At 47.7% G+C, this 18,260-nt stretch carries 14 protein-coding genes; 11 read left to right on the top strand and 3 right to left on the bottom strand.

Translation table 11 applies throughout. The annotated features are described in order from the left end of the window. Positions 1-54: 54 nt before the first annotated feature. Entirely contained in the window at positions 55-285 is a 231-nt protein-coding gene (locus CAP50_RS08575) for a hypothetical protein (protein WP_100749732.1), read from the bottom strand. Between the two features lie 232 nt (positions 286-517). On the opposite strand from CAP50_RS08575, the gene CAP50_RS08570 reads away from it, so the two are divergent. Then, on the top strand, positions 518-1,771 hold the full coding sequence (locus tag CAP50_RS08570; RefSeq protein WP_100749731.1) for an NnrS family protein: 1,254 nt from the start codon (positions 518-520) through the stop codon (positions 1,769-1,771). A 71-nt stretch (positions 1,772-1,842) separates the two neighbouring features. Continuing rightward, positions 1,843-2,361 carry an RrF2 family transcriptional regulator gene (locus CAP50_RS08565; protein WP_075101039.1) on the top strand — a complete coding sequence of 173 codons (519 nt, stop codon included), beginning with the start codon at positions 1,843-1,845 and terminating at the stop codon, positions 2,359-2,361. Between the two features lie 283 nt (positions 2,362-2,644). Here the strand turns inward: CAP50_RS08565 and CAP50_RS08560 are convergent, their stop codons facing one another. Then, positions 2,645-3,391: a hypothetical protein gene (locus CAP50_RS08560; RefSeq protein WP_100749730.1), complete on the bottom strand. Its 747-nt coding sequence runs from the start codon at positions 3,389-3,391 to the stop codon at positions 2,645-2,647. A gap of 606 nt (positions 3,392-3,997) precedes the next feature. Here CAP50_RS08560 and CAP50_RS08555 point away from each other — a divergent pair. The 8 genes from CAP50_RS08555 (at position 3,998) to mmsB (ending at position 15,756) form a co-directional block, all read left to right on the top strand. After that, entirely contained in the window at positions 3,998-5,137 is a 1,140-nt protein-coding gene (locus CAP50_RS08555; protein WP_274539912.1) for an MFS transporter, read from the top strand. A gap of 274 nt (positions 5,138-5,411) precedes the next feature. Continuing rightward, positions 5,412-7,082: a fatty acid--CoA ligase gene (locus CAP50_RS08550; RefSeq protein WP_100749729.1), complete on the top strand. Its 1,671-nt coding sequence runs from the start codon at positions 5,412-5,414 to the stop codon at positions 7,080-7,082. Positions 7,083-7,312: 230 nt separating this feature from the next. Then, positions 7,313-9,352 carry a propionate--CoA ligase gene (locus CAP50_RS08545; protein ID WP_241900718.1) on the top strand — a complete coding sequence of 680 codons (2,040 nt, stop codon included), beginning with the start codon at positions 7,313-7,315 and terminating at the stop codon, positions 9,350-9,352. 313 nt (positions 9,353-9,665) lie between these two features. After that, positions 9,666-11,150 (top strand): CoA-acylating methylmalonate-semialdehyde dehydrogenase, encoded by a 1,485-nt coding sequence (locus CAP50_RS08540; RefSeq protein ID WP_075100974.1) that lies wholly within the window; start codon positions 9,666-9,668, stop codon positions 11,148-11,150. Positions 11,151-11,372: 222 nt separating this feature from the next. Beyond that, complete coding sequence (locus CAP50_RS08535; RefSeq protein ID WP_100749728.1) at positions 11,373-12,533, top strand: acyl-CoA dehydrogenase family protein; 1,161 nt, start codon at positions 11,373-11,375, stop codon at positions 12,531-12,533. A 66-nt stretch (positions 12,534-12,599) separates the two neighbouring features. Next, entirely contained in the window at positions 12,600-13,382 is a 783-nt protein-coding gene (locus tag CAP50_RS08530; protein WP_100749727.1) for an enoyl-CoA hydratase, read from the top strand. 61 nt (positions 13,383-13,443) lie between these two features. Further along, on the top strand, positions 13,444-14,712 hold the full coding sequence (locus CAP50_RS08525) for an enoyl-CoA hydratase/isomerase family protein (protein ID WP_100749726.1): 1,269 nt from the start codon (positions 13,444-13,446) through the stop codon (positions 14,710-14,712). A 90-nt stretch (positions 14,713-14,802) separates the two neighbouring features. Beyond that, positions 14,803-15,756 carry a 3-hydroxyisobutyrate dehydrogenase gene (mmsB, locus tag CAP50_RS08520; RefSeq protein ID WP_100749725.1) on the top strand — a complete coding sequence of 318 codons (954 nt, stop codon included), beginning with the start codon at positions 14,803-14,805 and terminating at the stop codon, positions 15,754-15,756. A gap of 185 nt (positions 15,757-15,941) precedes the next feature. Here the strand turns inward: mmsB and CAP50_RS08515 are convergent, their stop codons facing one another. Then, positions 15,942-16,700 (bottom strand): IclR family transcriptional regulator, encoded by a 759-nt coding sequence (locus CAP50_RS08515; RefSeq protein WP_100749724.1) that lies wholly within the window; start codon positions 16,698-16,700, stop codon positions 15,942-15,944. A 595-nt stretch (positions 16,701-17,295) separates the two neighbouring features. Between CAP50_RS08515 and CAP50_RS08510 the strand changes: the two genes are divergently transcribed. Then, positions 17,296-18,180 (top strand): hypothetical protein, encoded by an 885-nt coding sequence (locus tag CAP50_RS08510; protein WP_100749723.1) that lies wholly within the window; start codon positions 17,296-17,298, stop codon positions 18,178-18,180. The last annotated feature ends 80 nt before the right edge of the window (positions 18,181-18,260 follow it).

Here is an 18,260-nt window from a genome sequence, read left to right as displayed (position 1 = left end):
TTTTTGTTTAGGATAAATGAAAGGTATAATAAGCGAGAGGTATGATAGCTGAGATTAGCGAGAGTGAAAGCCGAGTAACGCTTCAATCTCTTCGACCGTCATTTGTCTGACAAGTGCCTGCTCTTCTACCGATAGACGGTTGGTATGCTCTTTGATCATTGTATAAATGCTACGCGAAATCTCAGAGGTCGTCGCATAGTACATTTGAGGTTGTTCTTTGGTAAGGGTGGTCAAAAATCTGTTGATGATTTTGCGTTTTTCGTCCGCTGCATGTTCTTCAGTCATAATAGTCTCCTAGAAGAGAACCATTTAAGCAGTCGGGGATATGAGAGTCAATAACAGGAGTGTAATAGTCGCTGTCACTATCACTATATCTATCACAACCTCTATATCTGTTATAACCTCTGTTATGACAATGGATAAATGACTTTTTAACAATGGTATTGTATAAGCTATAACATTCATTTAATATGAATGTTATAGCGCTATCTTTTAACTTTATATTAAGAAGACAGTTATGCACACTATCAATCTACCCAGCAAGCCGCCAAGCTCGCCGCACCCCATACTCAATTTGAGCTTTCGTATTTTCTTTAGTGGGGCGGCATTGTTTGCTGTCATCATCATGGCGTTGTGGGCGTTGGTGTTTACAGGCCATACCGATATTGATGCGCAGGTGTTAAACCCGCTGTACTGGCATGGCCACGAGATGGTCTATGGGTATGCGCTGGCGGTAGTGGCAGGGTTTTTGTTGACAGCAGTGAAGACGTGGACCGGGGTGATGATGCCTTATGGTTATCGGCTGCTGGGTATCTTTATGTGTTGGCTACTGGCACGTTTGAGCTGGCTGGTATTTGGGCTGGGTGTGACGGTTGCTGGTAGTAGTGCCGTGTGGCTGTACGCGGCGGCCGCGTTTGATTTATTGTTTGTGGGGCTGATGGCCTTGGCAGTCTTTCGCGCGGTATTACAGGTCAAGCAGTACAAGCAGATGGGTATTTTAGCCAAACTGGCATTGCTAACGTTGGGTAATGGGCTGTGCTATTGGGGCATTATCAGTGCCGATATGAGTATGACGAAACTCGGTATCTATCTGGGATTTTACTTAATTATCGGCTTGGTGTTGACCATTGGTCGGCGCGTGGTACCATTCTTTATCGAGCGCGGTTTGAGCGTGGCGGATGCCGATGGCGTCAAACAAACTGTGAGCTTGCGCAATAGTAAAAGCCAAGATATCGCGAGCCTTTTATTCTTTCTGGCGTTTTTTGTCGTGGATTTGTTTTATCCTAATAAGTATTTGCTGACTGTGACGGCGCTTGGAGTGGCAGTGGTCAATATCATACGTCTAGTGGGCTGGTATCATCGCGGCATCTGGCAAAAGCCGTTATTATGGTCGTTGTATATTGCGTTTTTGGGTATGTGTCTGAGTTTTTTACTGTATGCACTGCAGCCATGGCTCGGTTATACTCATAGTATTGCCATGCATGGATTGGCGATTGCAGGTATCGGTATGATGACAGTAGCGATGATGACGCGGGTATCACTTGGACATACAGGACGCAATATCCATCAGCCGCCGAGGTCTGTCACTGTCATGTATGTGCTGATGGTGCTGGTGTTTATTAGCCGTGTGTTGTTACCGCTGGTTGATATGAGTCATTATCTGCTATGGATTATGGTTGCTCAAGGGGCGTGGATAGCTTGCTTTGTATTATTTTGCCTGAGTTATCTGCCGATGCTGGCACGCCCAAGACCCGATGGCCTGTTTGGATGATGCTGCTTAGCTACTGACATTAGAATAATGCCAACGGGCTAACAACTTTATGAGAATAAGTGAACGATAAGATGCGATTGACCAATTATAGTGATTATGCGCTGCGCTCGTTGATTTATCTGGCGGTGAGACCCACGCCTGAGACATTGGCAAACATCAGCGATATTGCCAGTAGCTATCATATTTCAAAGAGTCACTTGACCAAGATTATTCATCAATTGGGTCAGCTTGGTTATATAGAGAGTGTGCGCGGTAAGGGCGGCGGCATTCGACTGGCTGTCGCGCCAAAGGACATTAATTTGGGTGTACTGATCAAACAGATAGAGCCTGATTTTGATTTGGTTGAGTGTTTTGCCACGCCGGCACCTAGTGAAGCGCGCCAGCCGCGCTCAGCAGGATTGCCGATTACCCTTATCGATGCAGAAGGCGCGGACAGCTCTAAACCGGTAGGCTGTGTGATTACGCCTGTATGCCAGCTTAAAAGCGTGTTTTTTGAGGCGTTGACGGCGTTTGTCGGGGTGTTGGAGAGATATACGCTGGCTGATATCATCGACAATAAAGACGAGCTGGCGACTGTTCTGTTTCATTAAACGCGGTTTCATAAAAAGCGGTTTTGTTGATATTATCTTCTATGAAGCACTGTTTTATTCAAAAAGAGTGCACCAAAAAGGGAGCGGGCTTAATGCGGCTCCCTTTTATTGTATAGTAGATTTAATTTGAAAATGTTATAGCGCTACTGGTATAAATTTTCCTTGCGTGCTGTATACACAGAGGCTGCGCAAAATTCATCCCAGCAGCGCTTTGGAGCTTATGACAGTTTTGTTTTCAACTGACTATATCCTACTTATATTTCAAACTGAGCCTAATTTCAAACTAAGCCTGTTCTAGCTTTGGTCGTGCTTTATCGATGGCTGTTAGTAGTGCCTTTTCAAACTCGCCCTCATTAAACCTCACCAAATAAGAGTGCGCGGCACAAAAGTTGCGTACATCGCGCCATTCTTGAGCCAGATTGGTCGCCCAGTCGCAGTATGTTTTGCCAGCGTTCGTCTCATTTTTGAGCGCTTTTTTGGTGGTTGGGTGCAGCAGTAACTCAGGAAGCACTTTTTCCAGCAGCTTGACGGGAGGGCTCATAAAAGTATCATCGACGTGCAAGCTTTTACTGGCCGGATGATAGGCGAGCAGTGAGCCTGCATGTATCATCTCATTAGGTGAGATGTAATGGATGCCTTGTGAGAGAGAAAACTGTAACTCAGGATAGCGCTTGGCGACTGCCTCGCTTTCGACCAAATCATCAGCCCACTGTACGTCGGGGACTTGTTTGTGATGGCGGCGACTGCCATAAAAAGTCGCCTGCGGAAAGTCTTTGGCCATTTGCGCGCAGCTGACGGTATGAAACGGATGGACGTTTAGGACGGCTTCAACATCTTGCCCCTGATTGGTCAAGGCCATCACTTCATCGCGCACGTCGCCTGTCAGCCCATAGCTGTCTAAAAAAATAAATTTGCCTGAGTCTAATTGCACCAGTGAGCACTGCGTACCGATATTGAGCACGCCGCCCAAACGAAAGGTGCCGCGTATGTTCCAAAACCCTGCACCCAAATCATGAATTTTATCTGACATATGGTCTTCCTTATAATGAAAATGATGTAAAAAAGCGATAAACGTAAAAAATAGCTAAAATGTCGCCTCTAATAAAAACATCAAAACCAGCGGTAAAAAAAGCATCAAGGTCTACAAGAGTGCTCAACGCGACTTAACAAGTATTAGGTCTTTGCCGCCCAAAGTCTGTTATAAAAAAGATAGCAGCAATGTAGATATGTAAAAATAAGGACACGCTCTAGATTTTGTGATTAAACTCTTTTTATCATGAAGTGGCGCGCCGCTGTGCTAAAATCTTCAACTGACAAGTTTTCTAAGCATTGCTTCATAAACATGGTTTTTAAATGTTGTCTTGTAGGAATGGCCTTATAAGTACTCCATTGTTCAAAATTGCTCAAAGCTTGCTATGTATGTCGTCGATACTGCAAGTTGTCAAGTAAATCGTCTATCTTATCTACCACCGACGTCTGGCTTGTCTCAGCGGCGTCCAATACAGTTAGCACTATTTTGAAACCAATACGTCATACAACAAGTCGCAATGTCGCCGATGCTCACCACTCAAGCGGCGCGAGAGCATATCACGCAAACACGCCACACCATTCGCCTTCGTGGGTATTGAAGCTGACCATGGGGCTTATCGGCATGTTTGCTTTTTTGCAGGTTTATTCTGTGCAGGCTATCTTGCCAGTGCTCATCACAGACTTTGCTGCTACGGAAGTACAGGCAGGTATGGTGGTTGGCGCAACGATACTGGCGATTGCGATTATGTCGCCTTTTTTGGGCATGCTGTCTGATGCTGTCGGTCGTAAGGTGTTTATTGTTGGGGCTTTATTGTTTTTGGCGATACCAACGGCGCTTATCGCTCAAAGCCCGAGCATCGGTTGGATGGGGGGGTGGCGGTTTTTGCAGGGGTTGTCTGTACCCGGTATCACGGTGGTGACGATTGCTTATATCGGCGAGGAGTTTGAGGGGCGTGCGGTCACAGAGCTGATGTCGTTTTATGTATCAGGCTCTGTACTCGGCGGCTTTATGGGCCGGTTTTTGCTGGGGCATTTGCATGAGCTGATCGGCTGGCGTGCAGGCTATTATGTGATGGCGGCGATGACGCTACTTGGCGCTTTATGGGTTACGAAGATGCTGCCTGCGTCGCGGCAGTTTGTGGCCAATCCAAACTTTCGCTCGGCGATACAGACGCTCGGCGAGCACTTAGTCAATCGTTACGTGGTGACTTCTTGCTTATTGGGCGCTTGCGTGCTGTTTTCGTTGGTTGGCTGTTTTACCTTTATCAATTTGCACCTTGCAGATACGCCTTATGAGCTGAGCACTGGGGCGCTTGCCAATATTTTTGCCGTGTATTTACTGGGGGTGATCATCACGCCGCTTTCTACCACATTGCTGCGCCGCTTTGGCTCAGCGCGTACGGTACGCGTGGCTGTGGTGGTCTCTATGCTTGGCGTACTGCTGACATTGGTCGCGCCGCTTTGGGGCGTGGTGGTAGGGCTGGCGGTGATGTCGTCTGGAGTGTTTATTACCCAGTCGGCGACCATCAGTTATATCGCGGTCAATGTCAAAAAAGGCCGCTCTTTGGCGTCGGGTCTATATTATATGGGTTACTATGCAGGCGGCACGCTGGGTGCATGGCTGGGCGGCATCGCCTATGCGCGCGGGCAGTGGTCGCTGACGGTGTGGCTATTATTGTTTGTGCAGGTTTTGGCGTTATTGGTCGCCAGTATGGGGATGATTAAGACCAAGCCGCACGCCGCGTAAATCTCTTGTCGAATAGCGGCAAAGTACAATATCGGTAAAGTAGATAGGCGAGGTATGCAGCCCTACGGTTGGTCCTCTTTACATGAGACCGCTTTACATGGCATGGCTTTTTTCTTACTATTTTAAAATAGGTGCTTATTTAAAACAGGCACTTGGCTGACAAAGGTTTGGCATTGACTTTTCAGTAAGAAAAAATAATAACAATCTGGATGTTTCATGCTTTACTTATAAGCATCTGTTATCCACAAAAACGAAAGACAAGGACGTTACATTTATGTCAAATATCTATCACAGTGCACCTGCTGCTTATGACTATCCATTGCTTGTCAAACAGCTTCTTAATCGTGCTAAGACAGTCTCGCTCGAGCAAGAAATCGTGTATGCAGATAAACAGCGCTTTACTTATCAAGAGTTGTTTACGCGTATCAATCGCTTAGCCAATGTGCTGGCAGACCTCCACTTAGATGCAGGCGACGTGATTGCGGTCATGGACTGGGACAGCCACCGCTATCTTGAGTCTTATTTTGCGATTCCGATGTCAGAGTATATCTTACAAACGGTCAATATCCGCCTATCACCAGAAAAAATCCTCTATACCATCAACCACGCCAAGCCCAAAGTGCTGTTGCTCAACTCTGAGTTTGCGCCGTTGGTCAAAGACTATCAGTTTGAAAACTCCAGTATCGAGCATATTATTTGGCTAGATGACAATGGAGTGTCGTACGAGGGCGTGTTTGGCGGCAATCAAAACCGCGTCACAGGAGAGTATGAGGCACTGCTGGCAGCGGCTGATAGTGAGTTTGATTTTCCAGATTTTGATGAAGACACCATCGCCACGACTTTTTATACCTCAGGTACGACAGGCGATCCAAAAGGCGTGTTTTTTAGCCATCGTCAACTGGTGCTGCATACGCTCACAGAAGCAGCGACTTTGGGTATGTTGCCCAACAAGCAAGGCGTCAGCTACGGCGACGTCTATATGCCCATGACGCCGATGTTCCATGTACATGCGTGGGGTTTTCCGTTTACCGCCACCATGGTCGGCCTAAAGCAAGTTTATCCAGGTCGCTATGCCCCCGACAGTCTGCTGGATTTGATAATCAACGAAAAAGTCAGTATCACTCATTGTGTGCCGACGATTTTGCAAATGGTGCTAAAAGAAGCACAAGAACGCGAGGCCAGTTTCAATGGTCTAAAAATGATCATCGGCGGCTCGCGATTAACAGAGGGTCTGGCAAAGGCTGCGTTAGCACAAGGCATTGAGGTCTATACCGGCTACGGTATGTCAGAGACAGCGCCTTTGATTAGCCTGACGGAGTTTAGCCTTGATGAGCCTGAAATGAGCGAAGAAGAGGATGTTGCGCGCCGCTGTATGACCGGTAAGCAAGTACTGATGGTCGATGCGCAGATATGGGGCGAAAACAACCAGCCAGTAGGCACAGGCAAAGATAAGACAGGCGAGCTGGTACTACGAGCGCCGTGGCTAACCCAAAGCTATCTAAAAAATGACGATGCTGGCAAAGAGCTGTGGGAAAATGGCTATATGCACACTCAAGATATCGCATACATACGCCCTGATGGCTATATCCGTATCACTGATCGTCTAAAAGATGTGATCAAATCAGGTGGTGAGTGGATATCATCATTAGAGATTGAGACGATTTTGTCGCTACATCCAGCGGTGGCTGATGTCTCGGTGATTGGGGTGCGTGATAAGCAGTGGGGCGAGCGTCCGCTGGCGCTGGTCGTCCTAAAACCTGCCTGCCAAGATACTAAAGTCGAAGATATCAAAGCCATCGCAGAAAAAGCAGTCGAGCGTGGTATCATTCCCAAATATGGCGTCCCAAGTCAGTTTAAGTTTGTTGATGATTTGCCAAAGACCTCAGTCGGAAAACACGATAAAAAAGTCATGCGAGAGATGTACGCCGATCAAACAGAGGTTTGATAGACAAAAATGGGCACCCATGATGCCCCTGCCTGTGTTAAAATATCGATGAGAATATAGGCATAATAGTTGACCTTTATCGATTGCTCTGCTACATTTTAAACCGATACATAACGTATCGGTTTTTTAGTTCTGGTAAGGATGACCAGTACCTCATTTAGACATGTTGTTATGATAATGTCTGATAAGGCCTTATTGCCCCACCTATCGTCACGCTAAGGACAGCTATTATGAGCGACACCATTCAAACTCCTATTGCCAATCAAGAGTCAGCCACCAATATGGCCGACAGCGCCTCTCAATTTGCAGATATCTACCACGCCTCAATTCATGATCGAGAGCAATTTTGGGCGGAGCAAGCAAAGCGTATCTATTGGCACAAAGAGCCTGAGCAAATCCTCGATGACAGTAATCTGCCCTTTGCCAAATGGTATGTCGGCGGCGAAACCAACCTATGCTATAACTGTGTTGATCGTCATCTAGCAGAGCGCGCCGAGCAAGATGCTTTTATTTGGCTGTCTTCTGAGATTAACCAAGAGCTGATAGAGACCTTTCCTACCATTGTTGATGCGTTCAAGGACTTGGGTAATCATGTCGAGCTATATACCGATTATGCCAAGCGCCGCCTGACCTACAATGACCTTTATAAAGAAGTCAATTATTTTGCCGATGTACTACAGCGTCATGGTATCGGCAAGGGCGACCGCGTCATCATCTATATGCCGATGATTTTAGAAGCCGCTTATGCCATGCTAGCCTGCGCTCGTATCGGTGCGGTGCATTCGGTGGTATTTGGTGGCTTCGCCGCGCATAACCTCGCCATTCGTATGGATGATGCTGAGGCAAAAATGGTCATCACTGTCGATGCAGGTCTACGCGGCGGTAAAGTGGTTAATTATAAGAGTTTGGTCAATCAAGGCGTGACGCAAGCCACGGTCAAGCCCGAGCATGTATTGGTGGTCAATCGCGGGGTGCTACCATTTGAGCCGCAAGCCGTCGATGTCGACTATGCCGAGCAGCGCCGCATTAGCTGCGAAGCCAATGCCATTGTTGAGCCTGTGTGGCTAGAGTCCAACACGCCATCTTATTTGCTTTATACCTCAGGTACGACCGGTACACCCAAGGGTGTGCAGCGCGATACCGGCGGTCATGCAGTCGCCCTGACCACTTCGATGGATTATATCTATGATGGCAAGGCAGGCGAGACCTTTTGGGCGATATCAGATATCGGCTGGGCGGTCGGGCATTCTTATACCATCTATGCACCATTGCTCGCTGGAATGACCAGTGTGATGTATGAGGGTCTGCCGCATCGCCCAAACCCAGGTATCTGGTGGCGCATCGTCGAGGCCAATAAAGTCAATATCTTATTTACCGCACCGACGGGTGTGCGTATGCTCAAAAAGCAAGATGAGACATGGATGACGCGCTATGATGTCTCAAGCGTCAAGTCGTTTTTCTTAGCAGGTGAGCCACTTGATGAGTCAACAGCCAATTGGCTGACCAAGCATTTAGGCGTTCCGATCTTAGACCACTATTGGCAAACAGAGTCCGGCTGGCCGATTTTGAGCAACACGCCCAAGTTCAATCACAAACCGCACAAGCAAGGCTCACCTGGTTATCCCATGTATGGCTATGATGCTCGCGTTCTCAACGAAGAGACGGGCGAGCCATGCGCGGCAGGCGAAAAAGGCTTGCTGGCGATCAGTGCACCACTACCGCCTGGCTGTCTCACCACCGTATGGCGCAACGATGAGCGCTTTATGAGTAGCTATTTTGGCTTGTTTGATGGTCAGCAGTACTCAACATCAGACTATGCAGTCACTGATGAAGACGGCTATTTTTATATCTTAGGGCGTACCGATGATGTGATCAATGTCGCCGGTCATCGTATCGGCACCCAAGAGCTGGAAGAGGCCATCAGCACCCATCCTGAAATGGCGGAGTGCGCGGTTGTCGGTATTGCAGATGAGTTAAAAGGCGAGCTGCCGATCGCTTTTTGTGTGTTAAAAGATCATGAACAAGTGAAAACGACCGAAAACCGCTTTCGCATTGAGCAGCAGGTCATCGGCGCGGTGGTAAAATCGCTTGGCGGTATCGCAAGACCGGCAGCTATTTATTTTCCGCAAGCACTGCCAAAGACCCGCTCTGGCAAAATCTTGCGCCGCGCTATTCGTGCCTTAGCAGAAAACAAACCCACCGGCGATATGTCGACACTCGATAACCCAGCTGCAATCGATGCAGTCAAACAATCTATGCAGGATTATTAGGACACGCCCGAATCTTGTCTTATGGTGGCTTGCCCAATAAGTCAAAGTACAATCTAAAAACCAAAAAGCTCATGCACGCTCATGGGCTTTTTGGTTTTTGATGATAAGAAAATGCAGATAGGCAAAAATCTTAGATAAAAGTTTGATAAAGCCCTTGACCCTAAATTTGTTTTATTGCTATAGTCAATAACGATACGAAATAAATCATTTTAAATTATTTGCTAATCTAATAAAAACTTCTGGTTTTTTATCCCTTTTAAGTATAACTAGACACCTCAACATGGTCGTCTCGCAGACAAGATAAGGATATCTTATGCACCACGTTCAGCAGCTCATCAATGGCCAGTTTGTAGACTCTACTACCAACGAGTGGATCGATATCACCGATCCTGCTACCCAAGAGGTCATCGCCAAAGTGCCGCAGACCACAGATGATGAAATCAATCAAGCCGTCGCCGCGGCTCAAACAGCCTTTCAAACATGGCGTAAAACACCCATCACCACGCGCGCACGTATCTTTTTAAAATACCAGCAATTGATTCGCGAGCATATGGATGAGCTGGCAGAGACTTTGACAGCAGAGCAGGGCAAAACCATCGCTGATGCGCGCGGGGATGTGTTCCGCGGTTTAGAAGTGGTCGAGCATGCTGCAGGTATTGCCAACCTACAAATCGGTGATTTTGTCGAAAATGTCGCTTCAGGTGTTGACACTTATAGTATCTGGCAGCCGCTCGGGGTTTGCGCGGGTATCACGCCATTTAACTTCCCAGCGATGATTCCGTTATGGATGTTTCCGATGGCGATTGCCACGGGCAATACTTTTATCCTAAAGCCATCTGAGCAAGACCCGATGGTGACCATGCGTTTGGTTGAGCTGGCCGTCGAAGCGGGCGTACCTGAAGGGGTGCTAAACGTCGTACATGGTGGCAAAGCCACAGTTGATGCCATCTGTGATCATCCAGATATCAAAGCGGTGTCGTTTGTCGGCTCTAGCGCTGTGGGTAAGCATGTCTATGAGCGAGCTAGCCAATCAGGCAAACGTGCCCAGTGTATGATGGGCGCAAAAAACCACGGCGTTATCTTGCCAGATGCCAATAAAGAGCAAACGCTCAATCAGCTAGCGGGCGCAGCCTTTGGGGCAGCAGGTCAACGCTGTATGGCGCTATCTGTCGTGGTGCTGGTCGGTGCGGCAGGCGAGTGGATCGATGACATAAAGGCCAAAGCCGAGAGCTTAGTGGTATCTGCTGGTAAAAACGATAAGGATTTGGGGCCACTGATTTCTCCTGCAGCAAAAGCACGCGTTGAGCATCTCATCGGTACAGGGGTAGAAGAAGGGGCGAGCTTGCTGCTTGATGGTCGTGGTATCACGGTTGAAGGGTTTGAAAAAGGCAACTTTGTAGGGCCGACTATCTTTGATAATGTCACAAGCGACATGCAAATCTACAAAGAAGAGATCTTTGGCCCTGTGCTGTGTATCATGCGCGCCGATAGCTTAGATGAGGCGATTGAGCTACTCAATGCCAACCCGCATGGCAACGGCACCGCTATCTTTACCCAATCAGGGGCCGCAGCACATAAGTTCCAGCAAGACGTGCAAGTCGGACAGATCGGCATTAACTTGCCAATTCCTGTGCCACTACCGATGTTCTCATTCTCAGGCTCACGCGCCAGTAAGCTCGGTGATTTGGGTCCTTATGGCAAACAAGCAGTGCAGTTTTATACCCAAACCAAGACGGTCACAGCGCGCTGGTTTGATGACGAGGCCAGCCGCGGGGTCAATACCACTATTTCGATATAAGGCCTTAGTCTGTGTCATTGCGGTATAGTGTCTATCTTGCTGGTTGTCGCCATGTGTGTTTTTGCCATGCAAGTATGTGTCGATGACGTTATACCGCTGTTATACTGTATAACTTGATACTGTATGACCGATACGGTATCAATCATACCGTTAACCGACGTTAAAACAGGAACGGCTGACCCATTTTTACTCTATTTGTAATGCATGCACAAGGATGACCCCATGGATTTTTCATTGACCGACGACCAGATCGCCTTTCGCCAAACCGCCAAACAGTTTGCCCAAAAAGAGCTCAAACCAAACGCCGCTGAGTGGGACCGCACCTCACACTTCCCCGTCGATGTCATCAAAAAAACCGGCGAGCTTGGTTTTTTGGGGCTGTATACCAATCCAGAGTATGACGGCCTTGGGCTACCGCGCTTAGACTCCGCCATGGTGTTTGAAGAGCTGGCATGGGGCGATACCGCGGTCGCCGCTTATATGAGTATTCATAATATGGTAGGTTGGATGATCGGTGAGTATGGCAGCGATACTCTGTGCAAAAAATATCTACCAAAGATGGTCAGTGGTGAGTGGCTTGGCAGTTATTGCTTGACCGAGCCCAATGCCGGCTCGGATGCGGCCTCACTACGCAGTAAAGCCGACAAGCAGGGCGACTATTATGTGTTAAATGGCGAAAAGACCTTTATCTCGGGCGCAGGCGCGACCGATGTACTGGTCGTCATGGCACGAACAGGGGGTGCCGGTCCAAAAGGCATATCGGCGTTTGTCGTCGATGCTCATAGCGATGGCATTGAGTACGGCAAAAACGAGCACAAAATGGGCTGGAAAGCACAGCCCACACGCACCATCAGTTTTAAAGATGTCAAAGTCCCAGCCGAAAATCTAATCGGCGAGGAAGGCCAAGGTTTTCGTATTGCGATGAAAGGCTTGGATGGTGGACGTATCAATATCGGTATCTGTGCGGTCGGTACAGCGCAGTCGGCGCTTGAGACCGCGACCAATTATGTGCAAGAGCGCAGTCAATTTGGTAGCCCGATTGCCAGTCTGCAGTCGGTGCAATTCAAGCTTGCTGATATGTTGACCCAGACCATTACCGCACGGCAAATGCTGTATCTGGCGGCCAACAAAGTCGACAATCAAGACAGCCAAGCATCGACCTATTGTGCGATGGCAAAGCGTCTGTCTACCGATCTTTGCTTTGATGTGGCCAACCAAGCACTACAACTGCATGGCGGCTATGGCTATCTCAATGAGTATCCGCTTGAGCGTCACGTGCGAGACTTGCGCGTCCATCAGATATTAGAAGGCACCAATGAGATCATGCGCGTGATCGTCTCGCGTCAGCTGATGCAAGACGATGCGCTGAGCCAGCTACGCTAATCTTGGTATTCAGTGTTTATGGCGTGTCTTCATTTCAAAAATAGTGATAAAAATAAAGGATTACTTATGACGGATTATACCAATCTCAACCTAGCTATTGATGGTCACATCGCCACCGTGACACTAAATAATCCACCTGCTCATACGTGGACGATGGATAGTCTGCCCGCGCTCAAGCAGTTGGTGACGGATCTTAATTCCAATGATGAGGTATATGCCCTAATCATTCATGGCGATGGTGAAAAGTTCTTTTCAGCAGGGGCGGACCTAAATAATTTCTCAGACGGTGACAAAGGCCGAGCCATCAGCATGGCCATTGCTTTTGGCGAAGCGTTTGAAGCCTTATCTGCTTATCGCGGCGTTAGTATTGCAGTCATCAACGGCTACGCGATGGGCGGCGGGCTTGAGTGCGCGCTGGCCTGTGATATCCGTATCGCAGAAGCACACGCCCAGATGGCACTACCAGAGACGGGTGTGGGGTTATTGCCTTGTGCTGGTGGTACACAAAATCTGCCGATGCTAGTGGGTGAAGGCTGGGCCAAGCGTATGATATTGTGCGGCGAACGCGTCGATGCCGAGACGGCCTTGCGTATCGGCTTGGTTGAGGAAGTTGTGGACAAAGGTGCAGGACTACAAGCTGCACAAGCGTTGGCAAAAAAAGCCGCCAAACAGTCTCCTGTTGCCGTTAGTTATTCTAAAGCGCTTATCCAAGCAGCTAGACATAACCCGCCTGCGCAAAACCTCATCCATGAGCGCGAAGCATTTGTAAAGCTGTTTGATACCAACGATCAGCGCGAAGGCGTGCAAGCGTTTTTAGAAAAACGTCAGCCAACTTGGCAAAATAAATAAGCGCCCAAGACTATCTTGATAAAACGCCCTAATATTCATTTTACTTTTTGTAGGTCTTTGTATGACAACCTCAACAGATAACAACAATCAAAACGCTGCTGCGCAAGCCGCGCCCGCTGCGCCAGTATTGTTTGATACTGAACAGACAGAATGTGGTCATCTCATTGGCATTATGACGCTTAACACACCAAAATCTCTCAATGCCCTAAGTGTCGAGATGTGTCAATTGTTGGCTGCGCAATTAGAGCAGTGGGAGCGTGACGAGCAGGTAGTGGCGTTGGTGCTCAAGGGCGCAGGCGACAAGGCGTTTTGTGCAGGTGGTGATATTCGCAAGCTATATGACAGCATGTCAGAGTCTGCACCACTACCTAACCCTTATGCGACAGAGTTTTTTGGTCATGAGTACCGTCTCTATCGGCAGATGCATTTTTATTCCAAGCCGCTGATACTCTGGGGCGATGGCATCATTATGGGCGGCGGTATGGGGCTGATGGCAGGGTGTAGTCACCGTGTGGTCACTGAGCGCACCCGATTTGCCATGCCTGAGGTGACCATTGGGCTGTTCCCTGATGCCTCTGGTAGTTGGTTTTTGCAGCGTATACCCGCCAAGATGGGATTGTTTTTAGGCCTGACTGGGGCGATGTGTAATGGCAACGATGCTATCTTGTCCAATCTAGCTGAGTACGCCGTGAGCAGCAGCGATTATGATGCCATCTTACAACGTCTCAAACAAAGCGATTGGCAGCAAGCCGCTCACCGTACAGACATAAGTCATCAGCGCCAGCATAACAGCGCGCACGATATCGTCAGCCGCGCACTGGCGGCGCAGCCTGTCACTGAGTTGCCTGCTAGTAAATTGGCCACCTATTGGCATGCCATTGGACAGTTAATGAATAGCGGTGGATTGGGTGATATTGATGCCATCTTGCAAAGCGACGCGGCGTTGGAGAAGTTAGATGCTGACTTTGCGCAAGACAGCTGGACGCAGCGCGCTGTTGCCACTTATCGAGCAGGCTGCCCTGTGACAGTGGCGTTGACTTATGCACTGTATCATCAAGTTGCAGACCTATCGCTTGAGCAGGTCTTGTACCTAGAAGCCAATGTCGCTGTACACTGCGCTGCCAATCCTGACTTCAAAGAAGGCGTACGGGCGCTGCTGATTGATAAAGACCGCAACCCCAATTGGTCGCGTTCATTGGCAGACTGTCTCAGTGCCGATGGACAGGCATACATTTATCAGCATTTCACCAATCCCTATGCGGCAGGCGAGCACCCATTGGAAGGCTGGCTGGGCAGTGAGGCTTTGGGGAGTCAGATTATCAATCACTAACAACCTACTAAAAATAAAAGCAGATCTGCCTAGGCAGCGAGCAGGTGCTACTGGCAATAACATAAAAATCAATCATCAAGGAGCGATGAGATGGGTATAAAGGATACAAATACCAAAAATACGACAAAGAGTGCCGCGGCAAAACCAACGATTGCCTTTATTGGTCTTGGTAATATGGGCGCACCGATGGCAGAAAACCTATTAAAGGCAGGCTATCCGCTATCAGTATATGATTTATCTGCAGAAGCATGCGAGCGCCTGCAGCAAGCAGGTGCCAGCGTCGCTACCAGCCCAAAAGAGGCGGCGAGCAATGCGAATGTTGTGATTAGTATGTTGCCAGCGGGCAAGCACGTTCATTCTGTCTATCTAGGTGAGAATGGATCTGATGGCTTGCTAGCAGAGCTGCCCAAGGGCACACTGGTCATCGATAGTAGTACCATCGCTGCCGCTGACGCCAGATTGGTAGCAGACGCCGCAACTGGTCTTGGTATAGACTTTTTAGATGCGCCCGTCTCTGGCGGTACAGGCGGTGCCATCGCTGGTAGTTTGACTTTCATCGTTGGCGGTAGTGCCGACGCATTTGCCAAAGCAGAGCCGATACTGGCGGTAATGGGCAAAAACATCTTTCATGCAGGTGAGCATGGAGCAGGGCAGGTCGCCAAAATTTGTAACAATATGCTCTTAGGTATCTTGATGGCAGGGACGGCAGAGGCCATTAATCTAGGCGTAAAAAACGGCCTCGATGCCAAAGTATTGTCTGACATCATGCTACAAAGCTCTGGGCGCAACTGGACGCTGGAGGTTTATAACCCTTATCCTCAGGTGTTAGAAAACGTGCCATCGAGCAAGGGCTACAAAGGCGGCTTTATGAGTAAGCTGATGCAAAAAGACCTCAACCTTGCCATGCAAACTGCCAAGGATACTGCGGTCGAGACACCGATGGGCGCCAAGGCGACAGAGCTCTATGACGATCACGCGCGCGAAAATGGCGACAAAGATTTTTCTAGTATCATGGGGCGTCATGACCATTCGGTGTTGTCTTAAAGTGCCTAATTCTTGAATTGCTTAGTTTTTTGAATTGCTTAGTTTTTGAATTGCTTAGTCTTTGAAATATCTAGTCTTTGAAGTATCTGTCTCGAACGCACAAAGCTACTAAAGATACTCGTCTTAAAGCAAAAAAGTTCTGCGCTATCTGTGATAGTGCAGAACTTTTGGTTATAAAATCCTACTTAGTTTTGTAGCTCATAGACCAAAGCCTGAATATCCTGAGCGGCTGTCTGCAGGCGTGGCACATGCGTCATCAGCTCGTCTAATGACACGCGTATAGTCGGCGCATGCAGGTACAAAGAGGCCAGATAACGTGACTTCTTATCTAATACAGGCACAGACACCGCCACCATCTCCGAAATAAACTCTTCGTTGTCGATACCGACCCCTGTCTCAGCGATTTTATCCAGCTCTTGATTGAGCGCATCGATATCTGTGATGGTGTTTTTGGTAAACTTATCCAAAGGCAAGCCTTTCAATATCTTGTTACGGCTGGTGGTGGAGAGCTGGCTCAGATACAGCTTACCCGTTGCCGTACACCACATCGGAGACTTGACGCCCACAGGCAGATAAATCTGCAAGGGTAGTGAGGTCTGTGCGCGGTTGGTATAGAGCATATTCATATGATAAGGAATCGCAATCCCGCAAGTCTCTTCGATCTCCTCGACCAGCTTATGCAAAATCATCTGCCGCTCATTAAAAAACTGGCGCTGCTGCCACAGCTCAACGCTCAAATTTCGCACTCGCTTGCCAGGTATGATGCCGCCGCCGATATCAACGGTGACAAACCCCTCATCCACCAGATTTTGAATCAAACGATGGATGGTCGGTTTTGGAATGTCCAGCTCTTGCGATAGCTCAAGTGGAGAGAGCGGCTTAGAAGCATAAGACACCGCTTCTATAATCTCTAACACACGGGTAATCGACGATACTTTAGGCATATAAATGGCTCGATAATAATAAAAAAGGAGAAAGCGCAGTCGCTTGCAACGCGTTAATAATTATAACAAAAAATCATAAACCTGAGGCTTTGTAACTGGATTATTACTGTCTCTAATTTAGCACAATATAACGCTTAGACAAACGTTAGTCGCGCTATATTAGGACATTTATGTCGCTTATTTTCCTAACTGATTTTTTTGTCCAAAAACACCCTTAGATACGTCAACTCACAAAATACAACAATCTGTAGTAATAAGCTATATAACTGTTATTGAAGCTGAGACGTCAGTAGGCGATGATAATGACATATTTTGTAATATCCTTACATGAGTATTAAGTCACTTAAAAATCATGTCTACGCTGTTGGATCACTTTGAGAGCGTTGTGTAACAGAAAGTCGAAGTTTTGCCGGTTGATGTAGCAATTATTACAATACCTATGCAATCTTTACATAATGGCAAATAAAAAGCGCGTCTGTAGGGGTGACTTTTTGAGCCAAAATTGTTTTAATCTGCTCAACAAAATGATGGATTTAAAAAGAACTAAATTGTCATTTTTTTTGGGCGAGTTATTCCACACTTTAGGAGAGTATTTATGAAACTTATTAAACTAACAGCAATTTCTGCTGCCGTTTTGGCTTCAACTGCTGCACTAGCGGCTGAGCCAGTTGTCGTTGTTGATGACAACAAAGCTGTCGCATATGAGGCAGAGCCAGTCGCTGTCGCTTATGAAGCCGAACCTGCTTATGCATACAATGCTGATGCTGGTGTGGTACGTAACACCACTGGCGCTGTCGTTGGTGGTACTAAGACTTTTTTCCAAACCGCTATCAACCCAGCCGCTGTCAGTGCTGAAGTTGGTACACTAGGTTATGGTGCCAATATCGCTTGGGGTTTGAACGAAAACACTGAACTACAAGCCGGTTGGGCAGGTGGTGATGTTGCCGAGCTATTTGGCGGCGATTTTGATGCAAACGACGTAAACTACGATGTAGACTCTGACTTTAGTAACCCATACCTAGGCGTACAACTACGTCCTACTGGCAATTGGTTCACTATGGGCGCAGGTATCATCGTACCGGATAACGATATCGACGTAACTGCTAATCCAGAAGGCGGCTTTTATAAAATCAACGATACAAAATATGATGCAGAATCTGTTGGAGCATTACAAGGTACTGTAGAGCATCGTAACAAATTAGCCCCTTATGCGACTATTGGTTTCCGCCCAAATATTACCAATAACTTTGGCCTATTCGGTGAAATCGGTGCTGCATACATGGGTAAAACTGATGCAACTGTAACTGCAAGTAATACTAGCGGTGGCCCGATTTTTATCCAAGATGGTAAGGGTGATAGAGTTGAAGTAGCGGGCGAAACTGCTCAGGGTGTTGCTAACATGGCAGCACAAGAGCTTGAAGATAAAGACTACTTAGAGTGGATGCCAATCGTAAAAGTTGGTGCAACTTACCGCTTCTAATTTAATCACAGTCTACTGGCTGTTATTAGATAAATAAAAAACGATCCTATTTATTAGGGTCGTTTTTTTGCGCTGAGTAG

It is taken from the genome of Psychrobacter sp. L7, assembly GCF_002810365.1.
Lineage (GTDB): Bacteria > Pseudomonadota > Gammaproteobacteria > Pseudomonadales > Moraxellaceae > Psychrobacter > Psychrobacter celer.
This window is presented reverse-complemented; position numbering and strand designations above follow the sequence as displayed.